Origin of the sequence: Rhodococcus globerulus, assembly GCF_019334125.1 — a bacterium.
GTDB classification, from domain to species: domain Bacteria; phylum Actinomycetota; class Actinomycetes; order Mycobacteriales; family Mycobacteriaceae; genus Rhodococcus_F; species Rhodococcus_F globerula.
In genome coordinates, this window is the sequence record NZ_CP079698.1 from 1,110,667 (window position 1) to 1,132,500 (window position 21,834).

Consider the following 21,834-nt stretch of genomic DNA (forward strand, 5'->3'; position numbering starts at 1 on the left):
CATCACTGCCGCAATCTGATTCAATGGAAAGATGTGCAGGTGGCTGGCATATTCAGGTGAACCGATCCTTGCGCATGACCTCTTGTTCCGGCCGAAGCACTCGCTAATCGACCAGAGCCTGCATTCCCGTCTCGGTGCGACGACAACCAATGGCGACGGCTTCGGAATCGGTTGGTACGGAGAGGGCAGCGAGCCTGCCCTGTTCAAGAGCATTGAACCCGCGTGGAACGACTCGAACCTCCGCGAGGTCACCAGCCAATTGCGCACTCCGTTGCTCTTCGCTCACGTCCGCGCATCAACCGGTACTCCGGTGCAGCGCAGCAACTGTCACCCATTTCGGCACGGGAATTGGATGTGGATGCACAACGGTTCCCTGCACGGGTTTCATGAGATCAAACGCGAATTGGTGACCGCCATCGATCCATCGCTCTTCCCCGACTTGGAGGGCTCCACGGACTCGGAAACTCTGTTCTTTCTCGCGCTCACCTTCGGCTTGACCGATGATCCGTTCGACGGGGTTGCCAGAGCGGTCGGGTTTGTCGAGCAGACAGCCCGCGCCCACGGAATCGACAATCCAGTACAGATGACGGTCGCTACGACGGACGGAACATCAACCTGGATCTTCCGCTATTCGACTGAAAGACAATCAAGGTCGCTCTTCTTCTCCACCGAGATCTCCACGCTGCGGAAACTCCATCCCGAAGTGGAAGCATTGCACCACCTTGGTGAAGAAGCACGAATCGTCGTTTCCGAACCACTTCGCGACCTTCCGGGAGCCTGGAACGAGGTGCCGGAATCGGCTGCGGGTGTCGTTCAAGCGGGACGGGACGAAATGCGGGAGTTCGAGCCAATCCCTACGTGAGTGCCGGTTCGACATCGACATCCACTCAGACAAACAAAAAATGCGGCTCCGGATTTCTCCGGAACCGCATTTTTGTTCTTCGGTCGGGCTGACAGGATTTGAACCTGCGACCACTTGACCCCCAGTCAAGTGCGCTACCAAGCTGCGCCACAGCCCGTCCGCGCCCTTGTTTCGGGCGCTTGGAAAGATTACATCAGAGACGGGCTGAAGTACCAATCGGCTGGTCAGAGCCTTTTTAGTACTGTTTGGACGCAGAAACTAGCGGCTCTTACGGTCCCGCTTCTCGCGCACTCGCACGGAAACGCGGATCGGGCTGCCGTCGAAGTTGAACTCTTCACGCAGACGCCGCTCGATGAACCGGCGGTAACCGGCCTCGAGGAAGCCTGTGGTGAAGAGAACGAAGGTCGGCGGGCGTGTGCTTGCCTGCGTCGCGAACATGATGCGAGGCAGGCGACCACCACGCATCGGCGGCGGAGTTGCTGCCACAACTTCCTTGAGCCAGGTGTTCAGGCGACCCGTGGGGATGCGCTTGTCCCAAGACTCGAGAGCCGTGTCGAGCGCAGGGACGAGCTTCGCCACGGCGCGACCGGTGTGGGCGGAGATGTTGACTCGCTGAGCCCATGGAACGCGGACCAAATCGCGGTCCACTTCCTTGTCCAGCATGAGTCGACGGTCCTCGTCCACGAGGTCCCACTTGTTGAATGCGATCACCAGAGCGCGACCCGTGTCGGCCACCATGCTCAGAACACGCAGGTCCTGCTCGGTGATCGGCTCGTGTGCGTCGATGAGCAGGATCGCGACCTCAGCGGCCTCGATCGCGCTCTTCGTGCGCAACGACGCATAGAACTCGGCGCCGCTGGCATGGCTGACGCGCTTGCGCAGACCAGCCGTGTCGACGAAACGCCAAGGGCGCCCACCGAGTTCGACGATCGAGTCGACCGGGTCGACGGTGGTGCCGGCAACGTTGTGTACGACGGACCGCTCGTCGCCGGACAGCTTGTTGAGCAAGCTGGACTTTCCGACGTTCGGCTTTCCGACCAGAGCAACACGACGCGGGCCGCCGCCGGGGATGCCTTCACGCGGGGTTTCCGGAAGCTTCTCCAGAACCTCGTCGAGCAGGTCGCCGGTACCGCGGCCGTGCGTCGCACTCACGGAGTACGGCTGACCGAGGCCCAAGGACCACAGTGCGGCGACCTCGGACTCGGTGCGTCCGTCGTCCACCTTGTTGGCAACGAGGATGACCGGAGTCTTGGAACGACGCAGCACGCGAGCGACCGCTTCGTCGGTCGCGGTGGCGCCGACAACAGCGTCGACGACCAGGAGAATGGCGTCAGCCGTTCCCATGGCCAACTCGGCCTGACGAGCAACGGCCTGCTGAAGGCCCTTTGCGTCGGGCTCCCATCCGCCGGTGTCCTGGACGAGGAAGCGTCGGCCGGCCCAGTTCGCCTCGTACGAGACACGGTCACGGGTAACGCCGGGGATGTCCTCGACTACCGCTTCACGGCGGCCGATGATGCGGTTCACGAGCGTCGACTTGCCGACGTTCGGTCGACCGACAACAGCCAAGGTCGGGACGGCAATGTGCGCTTCGCCTTCGCCGTCCGCTTCGAGATCGGCGTAGTCCCACTCCGATTCCTCGGACCAGGTTCCGTCGCCGGCAAATTCGGTTACCAGATCGTCGCTCACTGCACTGCTCCAGTTCTGTCGCTGACCACCAACAGCAGCTTGGCGATCACATCTTCAATGCCCAATTCGCTCGTATCCACCAGGATGGAATCCTCGGCAGGGCGCAACGGCGACACTGCCCGAGTCGAATCGAGATGGTCACGGCGCTGCACATCAGCCAGCACCGCTTCGTAATTGTCTTCGCGGCCTTGGCCGACGTTCTGCGTATTGCGCCGTGCCGCACGGGTTTCCGCCGATGCGGTCAAGAAGATCTTGACGTCCGCATCAGGGAGTACGACGGTTCCGATATCGCGTCCTTCGACGACGATCCGCTCTGCGCCCGCCGCCAGCTCACGCTGTGTCGCAACGAGCAGGTCCCGAACCTCGGGCACGGCGGACACAGCGGAGACAGCCTTGGTCACCGCGTCGCCGCGGATCTCTTCGCCGACGTCGTCGCCGTCGAGCAGAACCTGCTCGCTGACGGGATCGGTGCCGATGGACCAGGGCAACGCCGCAACCGCAGCGGTGATCGCCGCAGCGTCAGTCAGATCGATTCCCTGACGCAGCACGTGCAGGGTCGCGATCCGGTAGATAGCTCCGGTGTCGAGGTAGCGGGCGCCCAAACGCTGCGCCAACGCACGGGAGACGCTGGACTTGCCGGTTCCGGACGGTCCGTCCATCGCGACCACCAGCGGCATGGACGAATCGGTCACAGGCCGACCGCCTCGTACAGTCCACCGACCTCGCTACGACCGAGTACGCGCTGCGTTCCCGGACGCTGATCGCCGAGCGCGACAACGCCGACGTTGGTGCGAACCAGACGGACAACGGGGTGACCGACCGCATCGAGGAGGCGACGCACGATGTGCTTGCGGCCTTCGTGCAGAACGAGCTTGACGAGCGTCTTGCCCTCGTTGATCTCGAGCACGGTGAATGCGTCCACCTTGGCCGGACCGTCGTCGAGGGTGACACCGTCACGCAACTGCTTGCCGGTGCTGCGCTCGACAACGCCGTGAACGGTGGCGAGGTACGTCTTCGGAACCTCGAACGACGGGTGCATCAGGCGGTGAGCGAGATCGCCGTCGTTGGTGAAGAGGAGTAAGCCCTCGGTGTCGGCGTCGAGACGGCCGACGTGGAACAGTCGCTGACCGGACTGAACGCGCTCGGAGACGATGTCGCCGACACACGGGCGACCGAGGTCGTCAGACATCGTGCACTGCCATCCACGCGGCTTGTTCATTGCCAAGTAGACGAGGTCCTTCTGCACGACAACACGAACGCCGTCGACGCGGACTACTGCGTTCTCGGGATCAACACGCAGACCCTGCTCCACCACGATGCGGCCGTCGACCTCGACGCGACCCTGGTCGATCAGTTCTTCTGCTGCACGACGTGATGCGACGCCGGCCTGAGCCAGCACCTTCTGCAAGCGGACGCCGTCGCCCTTCGGCGGGCCGTCGTGCTTGGTGACCTCGGCGTGCTGATGACGCGCCGGCTTGGCGTTGGACACCAACGGGTTCTGGGAGACGACGCGCTGCGGCTTCTCCGTCTTCGGCTTGCCACGCTTGTTGGTTGCCGCCGGTGTCGGGGCTGCCGGGCGCTTGCGCGGAGGTCCGTCGAACTTGGATCCACGAGGAGCGTTTGCCCAGGCAGTGCCGCGAGGAGCCTCGGGGCGTGCGCCGCGCTGATCGTCGCTGCGACGGTCAGCGCCACCGCGCGGTGCGCGACGGGCATCAACGTGAGGGGTACGACGGTCATCGCTGCGGGGGCCGCGACGATCGTCATTGCGCGGGTCGCGGCGGTCGTCATTGCGCGGGCCGCGCCGGTCATCGTTGTAGCCACCACGACGGTCGTCGGTGCGTGCCGGACGACGGTCGTCGTTGTAACCACCACGACGGTCGTCGGTCCGTGCGGGACGACGATCATCACTGCGCGGGGGGCGCCGATCATCACTGCGCGGAGGGCGACGATCATCACTGCGCGGGGGGCGCCGATCATCGTTGAATCCACTACGACGGTCATCCGTGCGGGGGCGGTCGGATCCGGCATTGCGGTCGTATCCGGAAGTACTGCGGGAAGTGTTGCTGCGTCCACCACGGGGGGCTTCGCTGCGTGCGCCACGGGGGGCGTCACTGCGTCCACCACGGGGGCTGTCGCTACGACCACCGCGGGGGGCATCGCTGCGTGCGCCGCGGGTGTCGCGGGAGTTGTTACGGTCCGGTGTGCCATCTCGGCGAGCGGGATTGTTCACTTTTTTCCTGTCAGTTTTCAGCTGTTTCCCGACTGTGGTCGGGTCTATTCTTTCTGCTGACGACGGCGGGTTTTCCCCGTCAGTCGTCGTCGACTTCGGTGTCCACCACGTCGGTGGGCACGTCGGCCTTGTTCATTCTCGCAAATCGCGGATCGGATTCGAGGCTTTCGCTGATGTCGTCGATCAGGTCGACATCAGGCAAAAGCGGTGCCAACTCCGGGAGATCGCTCAGCGAGCTCAGTCCGAGCCGTTCGAGGAACAGTTCGGTTGTGGAGTACCGTGTCGCGTTGGTGTCCGGGTCTGGCCCGGCTTCCGCGATCAGTCCGCGGGCGAGGAGTGTGCGTACCACCCCGTCCACGTTGACGCCTCGTACTGCACTGATCCGCGCACGAGTCAACGGTCCACGGTATGCGACTATCGCCAAAGTTTCCAATGCTGCGCGGGTCAGTTTGGTACGTGCGCCGTCCAGCAACAGCCGTTCGACGTAGGGGGCGAATTCTTGCCGCGTGTAGAAACGCCATCCGTCGCCTGCGTATCGCAGGTCTATGCCGCTGCCACGGGCGGTAAGTGCAGCCGACATCAGTTGCAGTCGCTGCTCGACGCGAGCTGGATCGGTACCGGTCACGGAGGCAAGTTGCGCCACCTCCGCCGGTGAATCGACTACGAGCAGCAGCGACTCGAGCACAGCGTCGAGTTGAGTGTCGTCCAGCTCGAAAGCGAGAGCCGAATCACCCTCACCAGAGTCTTCTACCTGCACAGATTCCGTCGCGGCGGGATCGAGACTCATCGGTAGTCCTCCTCGGTGACGGGGGTTGATTCCTCGCCGGTCCAGGTAATGAGCAGTCGCCCGAGCGGCTCGGGTTGGTCAAAGACAATGGTGCGCCGACGGTACAGCTCGAGCAGCGCCAGGAAGCGGGCGACAATCGGGGCGGCGTCGTCGCAGTCCTCGATCAGGTCCGGAAACGGTACCCACTCCCCTGTGCCGCGGGCACGCAGAAGTTCGAGGATGAACTCCGCTTGTTCGGGGATCGAGATATTGGACACATGCAGGTGATCGAGGCTGACTGTGGGAACCGGCCGGGGTGCGAAAACGGCTGCGGCGATCTCGGCGAACTTGTGCGAATCCACTCCGAGCAGCACTTCGGGAAGGAGATCGGCGAACTGGTCCTCGACGGCAACGGAGCGGGGGTATCGCCGCAATGCTGCTTCCTCGAGTTCACCGAACAGCGTCGCAACTTGCTTGTAGGCGCGGTACTGAAGGAGCCTGGCAAAAAGAAGGTCGCGGGCTTCGAGCAGAGCAAGATCCTCGGCGTCCTCGACTTCGCCTGCCGGCAGGAGCCTGGCGGCTTTCAGATCGAGAAGTGTCGCGGCGACAACAAGAAACTCCGTCGTCTGATCGAGCCCCATCGCACTGCCGAGTTGCCGGGTGTACGCGATGAAATCGTCGGTGACGGTGTGCAGCGCTATCTCGGTGACGTCGAGTTGGCGTTGATTGATCAGGGAAAGCAGCAGATCGAACGGCCCTTCGAAGTTTCGAAGTGTTACGCGGAACTCTGCAACTGCTGGGGATGAATCTTCTTGCGGTGGAATCAGTTTCACTAACGACCAGACCGGTGGATTACTTCGCGGGCCAGCGCCCGATACGCTTCGGCTCCGGCAGATTTGGGTGCCCAGGTGGTGATCGGCTCGCCGGCCACGCTGGTTTCGGGGAAACGCACGGTGCGGTTGATCACGGTGTCGTAGACAACGTCGCCGAACACCTCGACGACGCGCGCCATCACCTCACGGGCGTGGAGTGTGCGCGAGTCGAACATCGTGACGACGATACCGGCCAACTCGAGTTTGGAATTGAGCCGGTCGTGAACCTTTTCGACGGTGTCGTTGAGCAGCGCCAGACCGCGCAGGCTGAAGTACTCGCATTCCATCGGAATGATCACCGAATCAGCGCAGGCCAAGGCATTGACCGTCAGCAGACCGAGCGACGGCTGGCAGTCGATCAGGACGTAGTCGTATCGATCCAGAACAGGATGCAAAACGCGACCCAGTGTCTGTTCACGTCCCACTTCGGTAACCAGCTGAATCTCGGCCGCCGACAGATCGATATTGCTCGGCAGCAGATCCAGTCCGTCGATCCGGGTGCGCATCAGCACGTCGTCGATGGACACACGCGGTTCGACGAGCAGGTTGTGAACCGTCAGTTCCAGATCGTGGTGCTGCACACCCAACCCTGCGGACAGTGCGCCCTGCGGGTCCAGATCGACCAACAGCACGCGGCGGCCGTACTCCGCCAACGCCGCCCCCAGATTGATCGTGGACGTCGTCTTGCCGACGCCACCCTTCTGGTTACACATCGCGATGATCATCGCGGGACCGTGGTGCGGCAACGGGGTCGGCATCGGGACTTCTCGTACCGGCCTACCGGTCGGTCCGAGTTCTTCGACTGACGCAGTGTCCGACGAGGTCGGTAGGTCGAATATCGCCTCGGAATCGGCGGCAGGGGCAGGTTCGGTAGAGGGGTCGAGGTACTGGGTTGTGACATACGGCGGCGCTGACTCCGCCGCTGCTCGCTGCGATGTCGACACGGTCCGATGCTCCCCTGTTCTTTCGACGGTTGCTCTCGGCGCCGGCAACCCGTGGAATACCCGGCAATACCGAATTCCGACAGGCCGAATACTCACAAGAGTCGCTCGCGCGCCTTGAACGCTACCGCTTATTTCTCCGATTTCTCACGCAACACGCATTACACGCAGACGGCTAGCGCGCCCGGGGGTGTGCTTGCGCCCACACTTCACGTAGCGCTGTGACGGTGACCAAGGTGTAGATCTGGGTTGTGGTGACCGACGCGTGGCCCAGAAGTTCCTGCACAACACGAACGTCGGCACCGCCGTCCAGTAGGTGTGTGGCAAAGGAATGTCGCAGCGTGTGGGGCGAAACGTCAGCCGTGATTCCTGCGGCAGCCGCCGAGTCCTGAAGGATCTGCCAGGCACTTTGCCGGGACAACCGTCCACCTCGCGCGTTGAGGAACAGGGCAGGCAAGCCCCTGGTAGCCAGCGCGGGCCGGCCACGCACAAGATAAGCGTCGACGGCCTCGATCGCGGGCCGACCGATGGGCACCACGCGTTGCTTCCCACCCTTGCCGTGGAGCACAACGGATCGAGAGTGGGTGTCGATGTCGTCGACATCGAGGTCGATGGCTTCCGAGATACGAGCTCCGGTGGAGTAAAGCAGTTCCAGGAGTGCGCGATCCCTCAGATCCCGGGGACCGTCTCCGGCAGCGCCACCACCGGACGCTTCCAATAGTGCAATGATCTGGTCGAGCGGGAGCGCTTTGGGGAGTTTGCGTCCGGGGGTCGGCGGTTTGACTGCCCGGGCCACGTCGACCGTTGTGAGTCCTTCGGCGGTCGAGAACTTGTGGAAACCGCGTACAGCGATCAGGGTGCGCGCGGCAGAACTCGGCGCCAACGCGACAATTCCGGCGTCCTTGTCCCCCAGCCGCAAATTCGTCACGAATTCCGTGATGTCGTTTTCAGCAACTCGAGAGACATTGTCGATGCCCCTGGCATTGAGGAATTCGACGTAGCGATACAGATCCCGGCGGTACGAGAGAAGAGTATTGCGAGCGGATCCCCGCTCGACCGCTAGGTGGTCCAGAAATGAATCCACCTGTCTGGCAAGCATTTCAGGCCCTGGACTTGCGTTCTCCGAAGGCGGTCGGACGGTCCGGCCACGGAGCGTCGGCTGGTCGCAACTCTGTGCCGACAGCGCGTGCTGCCGCCAGCGCCATGATGCCGGACACCGCGGTGGCGTTCACCAGATCGCCGCGCAAGGCCATGTAGACGGCCTGCGCCAACGGCACCCGCGCAATCTGCAGGTCCGCCTCTTCGTGTTCGGGATCTTCCCGGTCCACGTCGTGCAACCCCTCGGCGAGGAAAATTCGCACAGCTTCGTCGGTGAACCCCGGCGAGAGCGCAACGTCGACAAGCACGGACCAACGATCCGCGCCGAGTCCGGTTTCTTCGCCCAACTCGCGCGCAGCAGCGTCCAACGGGCTCTCGCCAAGTGCGTCGAGAAGACCGGCCGGGATCTCCCACAGCCGATGACCGAGCGGATGCCGGTACTGATGAATCAGAACAAGATTGTCGTCGGCGTCGATCGCCACCACCGCAACAGCGCCGTGGTGTTCGACGACCTCCCGGTCGGCGCGCTGACCTCCTGGCATCACCACGGAGTCCTTACGCAGCGCGATGATCGCGCCGGTGTAGATCGTGGTGGAGTCGAGGGTGTCGAATTCGTGCCGACCGGGGTCGCTCATGTGATTGCTAGACCTTTTCCGAGGATTCGGTGACGGCGTCGAGTTCGGTCTCGGTTGCTGCGGTGTCAATGGTCTTCTCGGCGTGAACGTCAACGGGCAGACGCTCTTCGAGCTTGTACTTCAACGCCGCATCGATGAACGCCGAGAACAGCGGGTGCGGACGCGTCGGGCGGCTCTTGAGTTCCGGGTGTGCCTGCGTTGCAACGAAGAACGGGTGCTGCTCGCGCGGGTACTCGACGAACTCGACGAGATGGCCGTCGGGCGACGTACCGCTGAACTGCAAGCCGGACTTGGCAATCCGCTCACGGTAGGTGTTGTTGACCTCGAAGCGGTGACGGTGACGCTCGGACACATTTTCGGTTCCGTAAGCCTGCGCCGCAACCGAACCCTTGGTCAGCACTGCCGGGTACGCACCCAGACGCATCGTGCCACCGAGGTCGGCCTCGCCGGCGATCACGTCTTCCTGATCGGCCATCGTGGAGATGACGGGGTACTTGGTGTCCGGTTCGAATTCGGCCGAGTTGGCATCCGTCAAACCGACGCTGCGTGCCGCTTCGATGACAACGCACTGCAGACCCAGGCAGATACCGAGCAGCGGGAGTTTGCGTGCGCGGGAGTACCGGATCGCGCCGAGTTTGCCTTCGATACCGCGGATGCCGAAGCCGCCGGGGATCAGAATGGCGTCGACGTCGCCGAGGGCGGCCTGGGCGCCTGCTTCGGTCTCGCACTCGTCGGAAGCGACCCACGAGATCTCGACCTTGGAACGGTTGGCAAAGCCACCGGCACGCAGCGCCTCGGTCACCGACAGGTACGCGTCCGGCAGGTCGACGTACTTGCCGACCAACGCAACTCGGACCGTCTCACGCGGCTGGTGAACCCGATCGAGCAGATCGCCCCACACAGTCCAGTCGACGTCACGGAAGGGCAGACCCAACTGACGCACGACGTACGCGTCGAGGCCCTCGCGGTGCAGAACCTTCGGGATGTCGTAAATCGACGGCGCGTCGGGAGTGGAGATGCAGGCGTCGACGTCGACGTCGCACATCAGGGCGATCTTGTTCTTGAGGCCCTGCGGGACGTCACGATCGCAACGAAGGATGAGCGCGTCGGGCTGAATGCCGATGCTGCGCAACGACGCAACCGAGTGCTGCGTCGGCTTGGTCTTGAGTTCTCCGGACGGGCCGAGGAACGGCACAAGGGAGACGTGCAGGAAGAACACGTTGTCGCGGCCGACGTCGTGGCGGACCTGACGGGCGGCTTCGAGGAACGGCTGCGATTCGATGTCGCCGACAGTTCCACCGATTTCGGTGATGACGACGTCGGGGCGCACGCCCTGCAGATCCGGGCCGCTCATCTCGAGGATGCGTCGCTTGATTTCGTCGGTGATGTGCGGGATGACCTGAACGGTGTCGCCCAGGTACTCGCCGCGTCGCTCCTTGGCGATAACCGTCGAATACACCTGGCCGGTGGTGACATTGGCCTGACCCGAGAGATCGCGATCGAGGAAGCGTTCGTAGTGTCCGACGTCGAGGTCGGTCTCCGCGCCGTCTTCGGTGACAAACACTTCACCGTGCTGGAACGGATTCATGGTGCCCGGATCCACATTGAGATAGGGATCGAGTTTCTGCATGGTCACGCGCATGCCCCGCGCGGTGAGCAACTGTCCCAAACTGGAGGCGGTCAAACCTTTACCGAGCGAAGAAGCAACACCTCCGCTGACGAAGATGTGCTTGGTGGCGGTACGCGTGGTGTTGCGTGACTGTGGCAAAAGGGGCTCCCGTGACGACTGTGCAGGGCTTGGTCTGTTGAAGCAATGCTGGGGCCTGCCGACCCACGGGATTTCACGGTAACACCTATGGGGCCCCGACGCCTACTACGCGCCGAGTTTCGCCCCACGATGTGACCGGGGTATCAACTCGCGGGTGCACCGACGGTGATCGCCGCGGCTCCCGGGCCGGTTCCGTACCGCCCTGCTCCGCCGTTCAACTGCTCTTGCAAAGCCAGCGAGGTAGTGATCTTCCCGGCTTCACGATCAACGTTGTCGATGGTCGTCAGACCCGCTGAGAGCGCCGCATCGGCCCGTACAACCGCAATCGGACCATTGCCATCGGCCGAGCCCGGTCGACCCGCCAGGACCGTTCCTGCGCCGCGTCCGTCCAGCGCACCGGCAAAGCGGGCGATCACGGCGCCGCGATTACCGGAGGCCCCGTCGTCCGATGCGTTGTCGCCCGTGAGGACCACCGCGAGCTGAGCCGGCTTGACGACGCCGTCGTACGTGACGAAACCTGCGCTGCGCAACGTGTCGAGAGCCAGATTCAACTCGTCCGGCGTGCTCTGCGGCTCACTGGTCGATCCGTTGAGCAAGAGGACTGATCCGAGCAGATCACCGGCGAGGCTTCCCTGGTCGACCGCTCCAGTCTTGAGAGTGATGCCCGCGGGGATCACGTTGTTCACGACCGTCCGCAGACGGTCACCGCCGCTGGCGTCGACAAACGAATCCGTCAACGACACGCGACCGGTCACCGCGCCGCCCGATGCCGCGATCAACCGCGTGACACCGTCCAGATCGCTCGGATCAGCGTCGGGTGCGGTCACCAGCACAACGGTCCGACCGGCGAGAGAATCACGTACGACGCGTCCGCCCACTGCCGAGTCGAAACCGTCGGCGGAGTTGAGTTGCTCTTCGAGATGATTGTTCTGTTCGTTAAGATTTTCGATCTCGTTCTGCAGATCAGCCTTGTCGTCGCGCAGGCCGGAGAGCAGCCCACTCGACAACATTCCGGATCCCAGAACAACGCCGATGGCGAGTGCCAAGAAAATAGCCGCAATCGAAATTGCGTGTTGACGCATAGAAATCACTTGAAGAGCCCCTGAACCCACAGCGCAAAGCTGTTCCATGTTGCGATTGCCCAGTCGAGAACTTCACTACCGGCATTGGATACGACCAGCGCGACGATCACCGCAACCAGTGCGGCGAGCACCAGAAGAGCAATAGCTCCCCCGGATACCCGACTGCGATACAGCGTTGCGACGGCTTTGGCGTCGACAAGTTTCGGACCGACCTTGAGTCTGGTCATGAACGCCGACGGATTGCTTTCGCGGCGAGCACGATCGAAGAATTCGTCGAGCGAGACGACGTTACCGACCGTCACGATCAGCGACGCGCCATGATGGTCCGCAAGCAACAAAGCCAGATCCGTCGGTGACCCCGTTGCCGGGAACGTCATCGCTCCGATGCCGAGATCCTGGATACGCGAAAGGCCGGCAGCATGACCGTCCTGGTCTGCAGGCAGAACCACCTCGGCGCCGGACTTCAGAGTGGCGCTGGTGATTTCTTCCGGGTCGCCCACGATGAGGTCGGGGCGGTAGCCGGCTTTGCTCAGTACATCGGCGCCCGCACCGACGCCGATCATGATCGGCGAGTACTCCTTGATGAACGGCTTGAGGTTCTTGAGATCCGCCTCGTGATCGGGCCCGTCGGACACCACCACGACATGGCGGTCCTTGAGATTGATGTCGACGTCTGGCACGCCGATACCGTCGATGAGGAGCGGACTCTCGGTTCGGATGAACTCGATTGTGTTGCCGGAGAACGCTTCGAGGTGGTCGACGAGCCCGGTTTTTGCCTCGATCATCCGGTCGGAGATCTCGGCCTCGGACTGTTCCTCACCCTTGAGGAGGCTCTTTGTTCCGTTGAAGACCTCGCCTTCGTGCAGGCGAATCTTGCTGCCGTCCTTGATCGACTTGAATACCTCGCCGTCCGGCGCGTCGATCAGGACGATGCCGTTGGCGACGATCACCTCCGGGCCGAGGTTCGGGTATCTACCGGAGATGGACGGCGATGCGTTGACAACCGCGAGCACTCCGGCTTTCACCAGAGCGTCGGCTGTTCGCCTGTCGATGTCGAGTTCGTCCAGGACGACGATATCCCCGGGACCGACACGGCGTAAAAGCTTGGCCGTATTCCGATCGACCCTGGCGATGCCGCTGATCCCTGGCAACGACGTGGTGTTACGGGAGAGCAATGCGGGCATCTTCATGGCTTCGATGATGAACCCGAACCTGCCGCTATCGGTGGAGGCGCGCCGAACCAACTACCACATCAACCACAACTGCACCACGTATTGTTCAATCTGTGACGCGTGCCGCATTGGCTATTTCCAACAGTTCCTCGGCGTGCGCACGACCCGTTTCAGTATCGTCCAAACCGGCCAACATCCGGGCCAGTTCCACGACTCGATCGCTGTCCGAGAGTGTCCGAACACCACTGCTGACGACGCCGCCCTTGTCGTCGACTTTGTCGACTACGAGATGGGTATCAGCGAATGCCGCCACTTGCGGAAGGTGCGTCACCACAATCACCTGATGTGTCCGAGCAAGTTTGGCCAATCGGCGACCGATCTCGACGGCCGCACGACCACCGACTCCGGCGTCCACTTCGTCGAACACCATCGTCGCGCCCGTGTCGCTACCGGCAAGAACAACTTCCAAGGCGAGCATCACGCGTGAGAGTTCACCGCCCGACGCGCTTTTACTGATCGGCAACGACGGAGCGCCGCTGTGCGCCGACAACCGGAACTCCACCTCGTCTACGCCACCGGAGCCGGCATGCAGTTCCGCTCCCCCGACGTTCAGCGGAGCCGAATCCTGAGGACCGGCGACCTGCTGCCGGACGCTGACTTCCAAACCGGCCCGGCCCATCGCCAGTCCGGCGAGTTCCGCGCTGACGGCTTTCGACAGTTTTGCTGCCGCCTTCACTCGCGCCGCGCTGAGTTTGGTGGCTGCATCTGCCGTCAGTGCAGCGGATTCCTCGACCTGTTTGCTCAACAATCCGAGAGCATCCGACGATACGTCGAGTTTGGACAGTCGAGTACGAGCAGTGTCGGCCCATTCCAGAACTCCGTCGACGTCAGCGGCATACTTCCGCGTCAGCGTCTTCAGTTCGGATTGACGTGACAGCAGGGTGTTCAGAGCACCCGGATCAGACGGTAATGCAGCGAGGTAGGTATTGAGATCGCCGGCTACATCGGTGACAACCGCGATGGCATCGGCCAGCCGCGCACCCAATCCGTCCAAATCGGAATCGACGACGGACTCGATCCGCGCCCTGGCCTCCGACATCAGATCCAGTGCGGGCGAGACTCCGACATCAGCACTGGCCATGTCGTCGCTACCGGCGAGTGCCGCATGCGCTTCCTCGGCTGCCGAGCGCAGCGAATCCAGATCACTGAGACGCCGAACCTCTGCCACGATGGTGGCGTCCTCGCCCGGTTCCGGTGCAACACCGTCGATTTCGTTGAGCGCGAAGGTCAGCTGATCTGCTTCCTGCGCCAGTTCGCGGGCCTTGGATGTGCGTTCGATCAGTTCCGAACGAGCGTCGAGCCATTCACGGCGATGCTTCCGGTAGCGCGTCAGGAGCGTTCCGATTGTCTTGTCGCCGAAGCGATCCAGAGCATTACGCTGCTGGTCGGGACGAAGCAGTCGGAGCTGATCGTTCTGACCGTGCACCGTCAACAACGGGTCGGTGAACTCCGAGAGCACACCGGCCGGAACGCTGCGACCACCGAGATGCGCTCGCGATCGTCCGTCGCTACCGACGGTCCGGACCGCGATGATGCTGCCGTCCTCGTCACGCTCGGCTCCGGACGACTCGAGGATCCGTGCGATCTCTCGTTCCGACGCCGGCGACAAGTCCGTGACGAACCTGCCCTCGACAACTGCGCGGGAGGCGCCCAGACGCACCCGCCCGGCATCGGCTCGCGCACCACTGAGCAAGTGCAGGCTGGTGACAACCATCGTCTTACCCGCACCGGTCTCACCGGTCAGGACGGTCAATCCCTCGTGGAATTGCGCTGACGCCTCGGAGATCACACCCAGGCTGTCGATTCGGATCTCTGCGAGCACGTTTTAAGGCTTCCTTCCCCGCCAACCGGTCACCGGCAATTCAAACTTTCGCACCATCCGATCGGCAAACGGCGCCGAATCCAGTCGTACCCACTTGACCGGAGTCGCACCCCGAACAATCTCGACGCGTCCGCCCGCAGGCAGTTCCAGCGTGCGGCGACCGTCGCAGAACACCAACCCGTCGTGACTGCCGGCAACGGTCTCCACCGCAATCAGAGACTCCGGACTGGTGACGAGTGGACGCGCGAACAGTGCGTGAGCGTTGCTCGGAACCACAAGTAGCGCTTCGAGTTCCGGCCACACCACCGGACCACCGGCAGAAAACGCATAGGCCGTCGATCCCGTCGGCGTGGACACCAGCACACCGTCGCAGCCGAATGCCGACACCGGCCGCCCGTCAACTTCGAGAACCACTTCGAGAACACCCAGACGCGAGCGGTTTTCGATACTCGCCTCGTTGAGAGCCCACCCGCGATCGATGATCTCGTCATCGACGCGAATCACGACGTCCAACGTCATGCGGTGTTCCACGCGGTATTCCTTGCGGACTACCTGCGCGAGAGCCTCTTCGAGATGCTCGGCCTCGGTCTCCGCCAGGAACCCGATGCGTCCGAGGTTGATTCCGAGAACCGGAATCGACGCTTCCTGAGCTAACTCAGCGGCACGGAGAAAGGTGCCGTCGCCGCCGAGAACCAGAACCATCTCGCAGCCGACTGCCGCTTCGGGACCTGGGTGAACAACTGTCACATCAAGATCCGGCGCCGAGAATCCCTCAGGCGCAGTCATTGCCTCGATACGCGAGCTGTCAGCTTCGTCGACCAGCACCCGCAGGCCAATGCCCGCGCTCTCGAAGATCTTTCCGACGCGTCTGGCAGTTTCGGCGATATCACGGCGACCCGGGTGTGCCACCAGGAGAATTTCGCGTGACTCACCCCCGGCAGTTGCATTCACTGCGGACCTTCCTCTACAGCTCTGCGGATAAGATCCTCGACCGACGGCGCATCGTCAGCCGGCTCCTGCGGCTCGGTTTCCTTCTTGAGCCACAGGAAGTACTCGACGTTTCCGGACGGGCCGGGCAGCGGACTCGCAACAACACCGGCGGTACGCAGGCCCACCTTGGCGGCAGCTTCGGACACTTCGAGGACAGCGGAAATCCGAAGCTCAGGGTCACGAACAACCCCACCTGCCCCGACTCGATCCTTGCCGACCTCGAACTGCGGCTTCACCATCGGAACAAGATCGGCGCCGTCTGCGGTGCACGCGACAAATGCCGGGAGTACAAGTTTGAGAGAGATGAACGAGAGGTCGGCAACAACCATGTCGACGGTCCCGCCGATGGTTTCGGCGTCGATGGCGCGGACATTGGTGCGGTCGATGACGTGAACCCGCTCGTCCGACTGCAGTCGCCACACCAATTGGCCGTATCCGACGTCGACGGCAACCACTTCTTTGGCACCGCGGGTCAACAGAACGTCGGTAAATCCACCGGTCGAGGCACCGGCGTCCAGACAGCGACGCCCCTCGACGCTCAGCCCTGATTCGCCGAAAGTATCAAGAGCGCCAATCAGTTTGTGTGCTCCGCGGGAGGCCCAAGAGACTTCCTGCTCGACCTCGACCACGCGCAGCGGTGTTCCGGCTTCGATGGCCGTAGCTGGTTTGGTGGCAACGGCGCCCGAGATGAGGACCCGGCCGGCCGAGATCAACTCTTGTGCGTGATCGCGTGAACGTGCCAATCCACGACGAACGAGTTCAGCGTCGACGCGTGCTCTACGTGCCATGTCAGACCCTGTCCACAGACGCCAGTGCTTGGACCAGCACCTCGTGTGCTTGTTCCAGTAATTGCGCCTTGTGTGGAATCACGCCTGCTCCGTGCTGATCGTTCGGATCCTGATCGAGTTGCCCGAGACTCACGAGCAAAGCGTCGACGTCGGACCGAATACGCTCCGGGTCCACACCTCGCGACGGCCCAGGCACACCAGTGCCAGGGCTCGTGTTTTTATTGTTCGATATCGGGGTGCTCATCGCGCACAACGCTAGTGCATGACCATTGGTTGCGCACACATCCCCACCCCGCGAGTCGAACACTCTTGCGAGAATTTACGCCAACCACGAATCTACGACGCGTTGCACATCGGCGTCCGATGCCTCGACGGTTTCGAATGCCGGATGTTCCCATGCCACGGGAGCGAGTGCGCGCAGCAGCGACGTCTCGTCCCCCACCATGGGTCCGTCCACGACCAGTGCCGTCCCGGACGCGGAGATGGTCCACTTCGAGTCGGTGCCGACCTTCGACAATGCGGCAGGCTGGTTCAGTGCGTCCAGGGTTGCAGCAATGTAGGTGGGGTGCTGTTCGAGTGGAGCGCGCAGAACATCAGTGGGCGTGCTGACACCGGTCAGAACAAGCAGTGAATCAATCGAAACAGCATGCGCGCCTTCAATATCCGTATCGAGGCGATCGCCGACGACCAACGGTTTAGTGCAACCGCTGCGGAGCAATGCATCGTTCATGAGCGGGGCCGCGGGCTTGCCGGCCACCAATGGTTCTACCTTGGTCGCTGCGCGCAGCGCCGCGACCATCGAACCGTTTCCGAGCACCAAACCACGCTCGGAAGGCAGCGTGGTGTCGAGATTGGCCGCCACCCACAGTGCGCCTGCGCGAATAGCGAGGCACGCCTCGGCGAGGATCGACCAATCGGTTGCGGTCGAATGCCCCTGTACGACGGCAACTGGAGATTCGGCGAACTCACGAACCGGACGCAGTCCGACCCGAGTCACCTCGTCGGCAAGCGCTTCGGTGCCGACAACAAGGACCGCAGACCCGGGAGCGACCCGTTCGGCAAGCAAACGGGCAGCCGTCTGTGAACTTGTCACAACCCGGTCGTCGACAGAATCGAAGCCGAGTTCGGTCAGATGCGCAGACACGTCCGACGGCGACCGGCTCGCGTTGTTGGTCACGTAGTAGAGCGCTTGCGATCCCTGGCCCAGAGCACTCTGGGTACCAGGAATCGCGTGAGCGCCCGCGTAGAGCGTCCCGTCGAGATCGAGCAGAAGTACGTCGTACTGGCTGCGAAGAACCGTCACAGATCTTCTCCGGACAGCTCCGCCACCCGCTCTTCTGCATCCGTATCGCCCTCGAGATCTGCTGCTGCAGCATTGAGGAACCACTTCAGACCGTCTTCGACGCGGCCGGCCGCAACAAGTGCGTCGGCGTAGGCGTAGAACAGCCTGGCAGCAGACGCACCGGTGCGCTTTGCATCAAGATCGGCAGTCTGCAAGGTGACAACGGCCTGATCGAACTGGCCGAGATCCATCCGGGCGCCTGCTACGACCATCCGAAGCTCCGACGCTTCATCACCCGACAGCAGTTTGGCTTCGTCACTACGACCGAGTTCGATCGCCCGCTCGGGGCGACCCAATCCGCGTTCGCAGTCAGCCATCACTGCAATAAGTCCAGGACCGCCGGCCATACGACGAGCTGCACGCAGCTCGGACAATGCTTCAGCCCATTCACCGGCGTGATACGCAGTGATTCCGGCAGCTTCACGAACAACCGCGATTCGGCCGGCGCGCTGACGGGCAGCACGGGCATGGAGCAGTGCAAGTTCCGGATCTTCGTCGACCAACTTGCCGGCCATGACGAGGTGACGCGCAACTGTGTTGGCGTTGTCCTTGTCCAAGCTCAGCAGATCACGACGAACAGCCGGATCAAGTTCGGTCGGTTCTACGTTGTCTGGTAGATCGGGTTCGTCAGGGCGTGCTGCCTGACGCTGATTGCGGTCACCGTCGCGTCCACGAGGGGTAAATCCACCCTCGCCGCCACGACGCGATCCGCCGCTTCTGTCTCCGCCGCTGCGGCGGTCGCCGCCACCGCTGCTTCGGGGACCACGCCCGTCGTTGTCACGACGGGGGCCACCTGAACGAGGCGCTCCTCCCCCACGGAAGGACCGACGCTCGTCGCCATTCTCCGACACAGTCTTTCCTTTCATACAACGCACGAAAGGGGACCCAGTATGTTGGGTCCCCTTTCGGTTAACGGGTGTTCGGCGGTGTCCTACTCTCCCACACCCTGTCGAGTGCAGTACCATCGGCGCTGAAGGGCTTAGCTTCCGGGTTCGGAATGGGACCGGGCGTTTCCCCTTCGCTATGACCGCCGTAACTCTATGAAACTGTCACAGTAACTAACCGTGAACCAGATCCTCCACACATCCACCGACAAGTGTCGGTGAATGATGGGGAATCGAATTCAAGGTATCTGTGTGTTGTTTCAGATACCGCACAGTGGACGCGTAGCTTCTTTGTGGTAAGTCCTCGGCCTATTAGTACCAGTCACCTGCATACATTACTGTACTTCCAGTTCTGGCCTATCAACCCGGTGGTCTGCCGGGGGCCTTACCCCCTCGAGGGGGTGAGAAACCTCATCTTGGAACAGGCTTCCCGCTTAGATGCTTTCAGCGGTTATCCCTTCCGAACGTAGCTAACCAGCGGTGCTCCTGGCGGAACAACTGGCACACCAGAGGTTCGTCCGTCCCGGTCCTCTCGTACTAGGGACAGCCTTCCTCAAGTTTCTTACGCGCGCGGCGGATAGAGACCGAACTGTCTCACGACGTTCTAAACCCAGCTCGCGTGCCGCTTTAATGGGCGAACAGCCCAACCCTTGGGACCTACTCCAGCCCCAGGATGCGACGAGCCGACATCGAGGTGCCAAACCATCCCGTCGATATGGACTCTTGGGGAAGATCAGCCTGTTATCCCCGGGGTACCTTTTATCCGTTGAGCGACACCGCTTCCACTTGCCGGTGCCGGATCACTAGTCCCGACTTTCGTCCCTGCTCGACCTGTCAGTCTCACAGTCAAGCTCCCTTGTGCACTTGCACTCGACACCTGATTGCCAACCAGGCTGAGGGAACCTTTGGGCGCCTCCGTTACATTTTGGGAGGCAACCGCCCCAGTTAAACTACCCACCAGGCACTGTCCCTGAACCAGATCATGGTCCGAGGTTAGAGGTCCAATTCGATCAGAGTGGTATTTCAACAACGACTCCACGATAACTGGCGTCACCGTTTCACAGTCTCCCACCTATCCTACACAAACCGAACCGAACACCAATACCAAGCTGTAGTGAAGGTCCCGGGGTCTTTTCGTCCTGCCGCGCGTAACGAGCATCTTTACTCGTAATGCAATTTCGCCGAGTCTACGGTTGAGACAGCTGAGAAGTCGTTACGCCATTCGTGCAGGTCGGAACTTACCCGACAAGGAATTTCGCTACCTTAGGATGGTTATAGTTACCACCGCCGTTTACTGGGGCTTAAATTCTCAGCTTCGCTCCGAAGAACTAACCGGTCCTCTTAACCTTCCAGCACCGGGCAGGCGTCAGTCCGTATACATCGTCTTACGACTTCGCACGGACCTGTGTTTTTAGTAAACAGTCGCTTCTCACTGGTCTCTGCGGCCCCACCCAGCTCAGACAGTAAATGTCGTCACCAGACAGGGCCCCCCTTCTCCCGAAGTTACGGGGGCATTTTGCCGAGTTCCTTAACCATAGTTATCTCGATCGCCTTAGTATTCTCTACCTGACCACCTGTGTCGGTTTGGGGTACGGGCCGTGTGAAAGCTCGCTAGAGGCTTTTCTCGGCAGCATAGGATCACTGAATTCGCCTCAATCGGCTACGCATCACGTCTCAGGCTTATATGCGACCCGGATTTGCCTAGGTCACGCCCTACACGCTTACACCGGTATTACCACTGACCGGCCCAGCTACCTTCCTGCGTCACCCCATCGCTTGGCTACTACCAGATCAGGTCCCGTGCATCCACCAACTCGAGACCCGAAGGTCTTCTCGTGGCTTCAGGACGGTTAGTATCACTGATTCACCATGGGCGCGTTCACACGGGTACGGGAATATCAACCCGTTGTCCATCGGCTACGCCTGTCGGCCTCGTCTTAGGTCCCGACTCACCCTGGGCGGATTAACCTGGCCCAGGAACCCTTGGTCATTCGGCGGACGAGTTTCTCACTCGTCTTTCGCTACTCATGCCTGCATTCTCACTCGTGTGGCCTCCACGGCTAGGTCACCCTGCCGCTTCCATGGCCACACGACGCTCCCCTACCCATCCACACACCTGCCAGAAAATCCTTGGATCAACTGGGGGCTATTGCGTGAATGCCGCAGCTTCGGTGGTGTACTTGAGCCCCGCTACATTGTCGGCGCAGGATCACTTGACCAGTGAGCTATTACGCACTCTTTCAAGGGTGGCTGCTTCTAAGCCAACCTCCTGGTTGTCTTCGCGACCCCACATCCTTTTCCACTTAGTACACGCTTAGGGACCTTAGCTGGCGATCTGGGCTGTTTCCCTCTCGACTACGAACCTTATCGCCCGCAGTCTCACTGCCGCGCTCTCACTCACCGGCATTCGGAGTTTGGCTGATTTCGGTAAGCTTGTGGGCCCCCTAGACCATCCAGTAGCTCTACCTCCGGTGAGAAACACGCGACGCTGCACCTAAATGCATTTCGGGGAGAACCAGCTATCACGGAGTTTGATTGGCCTTTCACCCCTACCCACAACTCATCCCCTCAGTTTTCAACCTAAGTGGGTTCGGTCCTCCACGACGTCTTACCGTCGCTTCAACCTGGCCATGGGTAGATCACTCCGCTTCGGGTCTAGAGCATGCCACTATGATCGCCCTATTCGGACTCGCTTTCGCTACGGCTACCCCACACGGGTTAACCTCGCGACATGCCACTAACTCGCAGGCTCATTCTTCAAAAGGCACGCCATCACCCCCCACACCGAAGTGTGCAAAGGCTCTGACGGATTGTAAGCGCACGGTTTCAGGTACTA

Annotated in this window: 17 protein-coding genes, 1 tRNA gene, 2 rRNA genes and 1 pseudogene (1 of these 21 only partly in view); 1 reads left to right on the forward strand and 20 read right to left on the reverse strand. The window is 61.8% G+C overall.

The window, feature by feature from the left end; genetic code table 11:
• The first annotated feature begins 31 nt into the window (after positions 1-31).
• Positions 32-862: a class II glutamine amidotransferase gene (locus KYT97_RS04955; RefSeq protein ID WP_172935593.1), complete on the forward strand. Its 831-nt coding sequence runs from the start codon at positions 32-34 to the stop codon at positions 860-862.
• 83 nt (positions 863-945) lie between these two features.
• Here the strand turns inward: KYT97_RS04955 and KYT97_RS04960 are convergent.
• The 20 genes and pseudogenes from KYT97_RS04960 to KYT97_RS05055 form a co-directional block, all read right to left on the reverse strand.
• Positions 946-1,019: transfer RNA gene (locus tag KYT97_RS04960), tRNA-Pro, on the reverse strand.
• A 101-nt stretch (positions 1,020-1,120) separates the two neighbouring features.
• Positions 1,121-2,548, reverse strand: coding sequence for a ribosome biogenesis GTPase Der (gene der / locus KYT97_RS04965; protein WP_033231894.1), 1,428 nt, complete (start codon positions 2,546-2,548; stop codon positions 1,121-1,123).
• Positions 2,545-3,225: a (d)CMP kinase gene (cmk, locus tag KYT97_RS04970; RefSeq protein ID WP_219112819.1), complete on the reverse strand. Its 681-nt coding sequence runs from the start codon at positions 3,223-3,225 to the stop codon at positions 2,545-2,547. Before cmk ends, der begins: the two co-directional genes overlap by 4 nt.
• Positions 3,226-3,236: 11 nt before the next feature.
• A pseudogene (locus KYT97_RS31240) lies at positions 3,237-4,106 on the reverse strand (pseudouridine synthase); the annotation flags it as partial.
• A 751-nt stretch (positions 4,107-4,857) separates the two neighbouring features.
• The gene (scpB, locus tag KYT97_RS04980) at positions 4,858-5,565 is read right to left on the reverse strand and encodes an SMC-Scp complex subunit ScpB (protein WP_116103431.1); all 708 of its coding nucleotides are present in this window, start codon (positions 5,563-5,565) and stop codon (positions 4,858-4,860) included.
• Positions 5,562-6,377 carry a segregation and condensation protein A gene (locus KYT97_RS04985; RefSeq protein WP_116103433.1) on the reverse strand — a complete coding sequence of 272 codons (816 nt, stop codon included), beginning with the start codon at positions 6,375-6,377 and terminating at the stop codon, positions 5,562-5,564. The genes scpB and KYT97_RS04985 overlap by 4 nt, the downstream gene beginning before the upstream one ends.
• Positions 6,377-7,255, reverse strand: a complete 879-nt coding sequence (locus KYT97_RS04990) for a ParA family protein (RefSeq protein WP_373557473.1) — start codon at positions 7,253-7,255, stop codon at positions 6,377-6,379. Before KYT97_RS04990 ends, KYT97_RS04985 begins: the two co-directional genes overlap by 1 nt.
• Positions 7,256-7,532: 277 nt before the next feature.
• Entirely contained in the window at positions 7,533-8,456 is a 924-nt protein-coding gene (gene xerD, locus KYT97_RS04995; RefSeq protein ID WP_092807649.1) for a site-specific tyrosine recombinase XerD, read from the reverse strand.
• Position 8,457: 1 nt separating this feature from the next.
• A complete protein-coding gene (locus KYT97_RS05000) occupies positions 8,458-9,090 on the reverse strand; it encodes an NUDIX domain-containing protein (RefSeq protein ID WP_219111860.1) in 633 nt (210 codons plus the stop codon).
• Between the two features lie 7 nt (positions 9,091-9,097).
• A complete protein-coding gene (locus KYT97_RS05005) occupies positions 9,098-10,858 on the reverse strand; it encodes a CTP synthase (RefSeq protein ID WP_045067871.1) in 1,761 nt (586 codons plus the stop codon).
• Positions 10,859-11,001: 143 nt separating this feature from the next.
• A complete protein-coding gene (locus tag KYT97_RS05010; RefSeq protein WP_092807882.1) occupies positions 11,002-11,949 on the reverse strand; it encodes a copper transporter in 948 nt (315 codons plus the stop codon).
• Entirely contained in the window at positions 11,946-13,130 is a 1,185-nt protein-coding gene (gene steA / locus KYT97_RS05015; protein WP_033232172.1) for a putative cytokinetic ring protein SteA, read from the reverse strand. The genes KYT97_RS05010 and steA overlap by 4 nt, the downstream gene beginning before the upstream one ends.
• Positions 13,131-13,218: 88 nt before the next feature.
• Positions 13,219-14,994 carry a DNA repair protein RecN gene (gene recN / locus KYT97_RS05020; protein WP_219111861.1) on the reverse strand — a complete coding sequence of 592 codons (1,776 nt, stop codon included), beginning with the start codon at positions 14,992-14,994 and terminating at the stop codon, positions 13,219-13,221.
• 3 nt (positions 14,995-14,997) lie between these two features.
• The gene (locus KYT97_RS05025; protein WP_033231883.1) at positions 14,998-15,945 is read right to left on the reverse strand and encodes an NAD kinase; all 948 of its coding nucleotides are present in this window, start codon (positions 15,943-15,945) and stop codon (positions 14,998-15,000) included.
• Positions 15,942-16,772, reverse strand: coding sequence for a TlyA family RNA methyltransferase (locus KYT97_RS05030; RefSeq protein ID WP_219111862.1), 831 nt, complete (start codon positions 16,770-16,772; stop codon positions 15,942-15,944). Before KYT97_RS05030 ends, KYT97_RS05025 begins: the two co-directional genes overlap by 4 nt.
• 1 nt (position 16,773) lies before the next feature.
• Positions 16,774-17,016 carry a hypothetical protein gene (locus KYT97_RS05035; RefSeq protein ID WP_033231881.1) on the reverse strand — a complete coding sequence of 81 codons (243 nt, stop codon included), beginning with the start codon at positions 17,014-17,016 and terminating at the stop codon, positions 16,774-16,776.
• 75 nt (positions 17,017-17,091) lie between these two features.
• The gene (locus KYT97_RS05040; RefSeq protein WP_219111863.1) at positions 17,092-18,075 is read right to left on the reverse strand and encodes an HAD-IIA family hydrolase; all 984 of its coding nucleotides are present in this window, start codon (positions 18,073-18,075) and stop codon (positions 17,092-17,094) included.
• Positions 18,072-18,965 (reverse strand): hypothetical protein, encoded by an 894-nt coding sequence (locus KYT97_RS05045; RefSeq protein WP_245006025.1) that lies wholly within the window; start codon positions 18,963-18,965, stop codon positions 18,072-18,074. Before KYT97_RS05045 ends, KYT97_RS05040 begins: the two co-directional genes overlap by 4 nt.
• A gap of 67 nt (positions 18,966-19,032) precedes the next feature.
• Positions 19,033-19,149 (reverse strand): 5S ribosomal RNA (gene rrf / locus KYT97_RS05050).
• 141 nt (positions 19,150-19,290) lie between these two features.
• Positions 19,291-21,834: ribosomal RNA gene (locus tag KYT97_RS05055) — 23S ribosomal RNA — on the reverse strand (it continues 590 nt past the right edge of the window).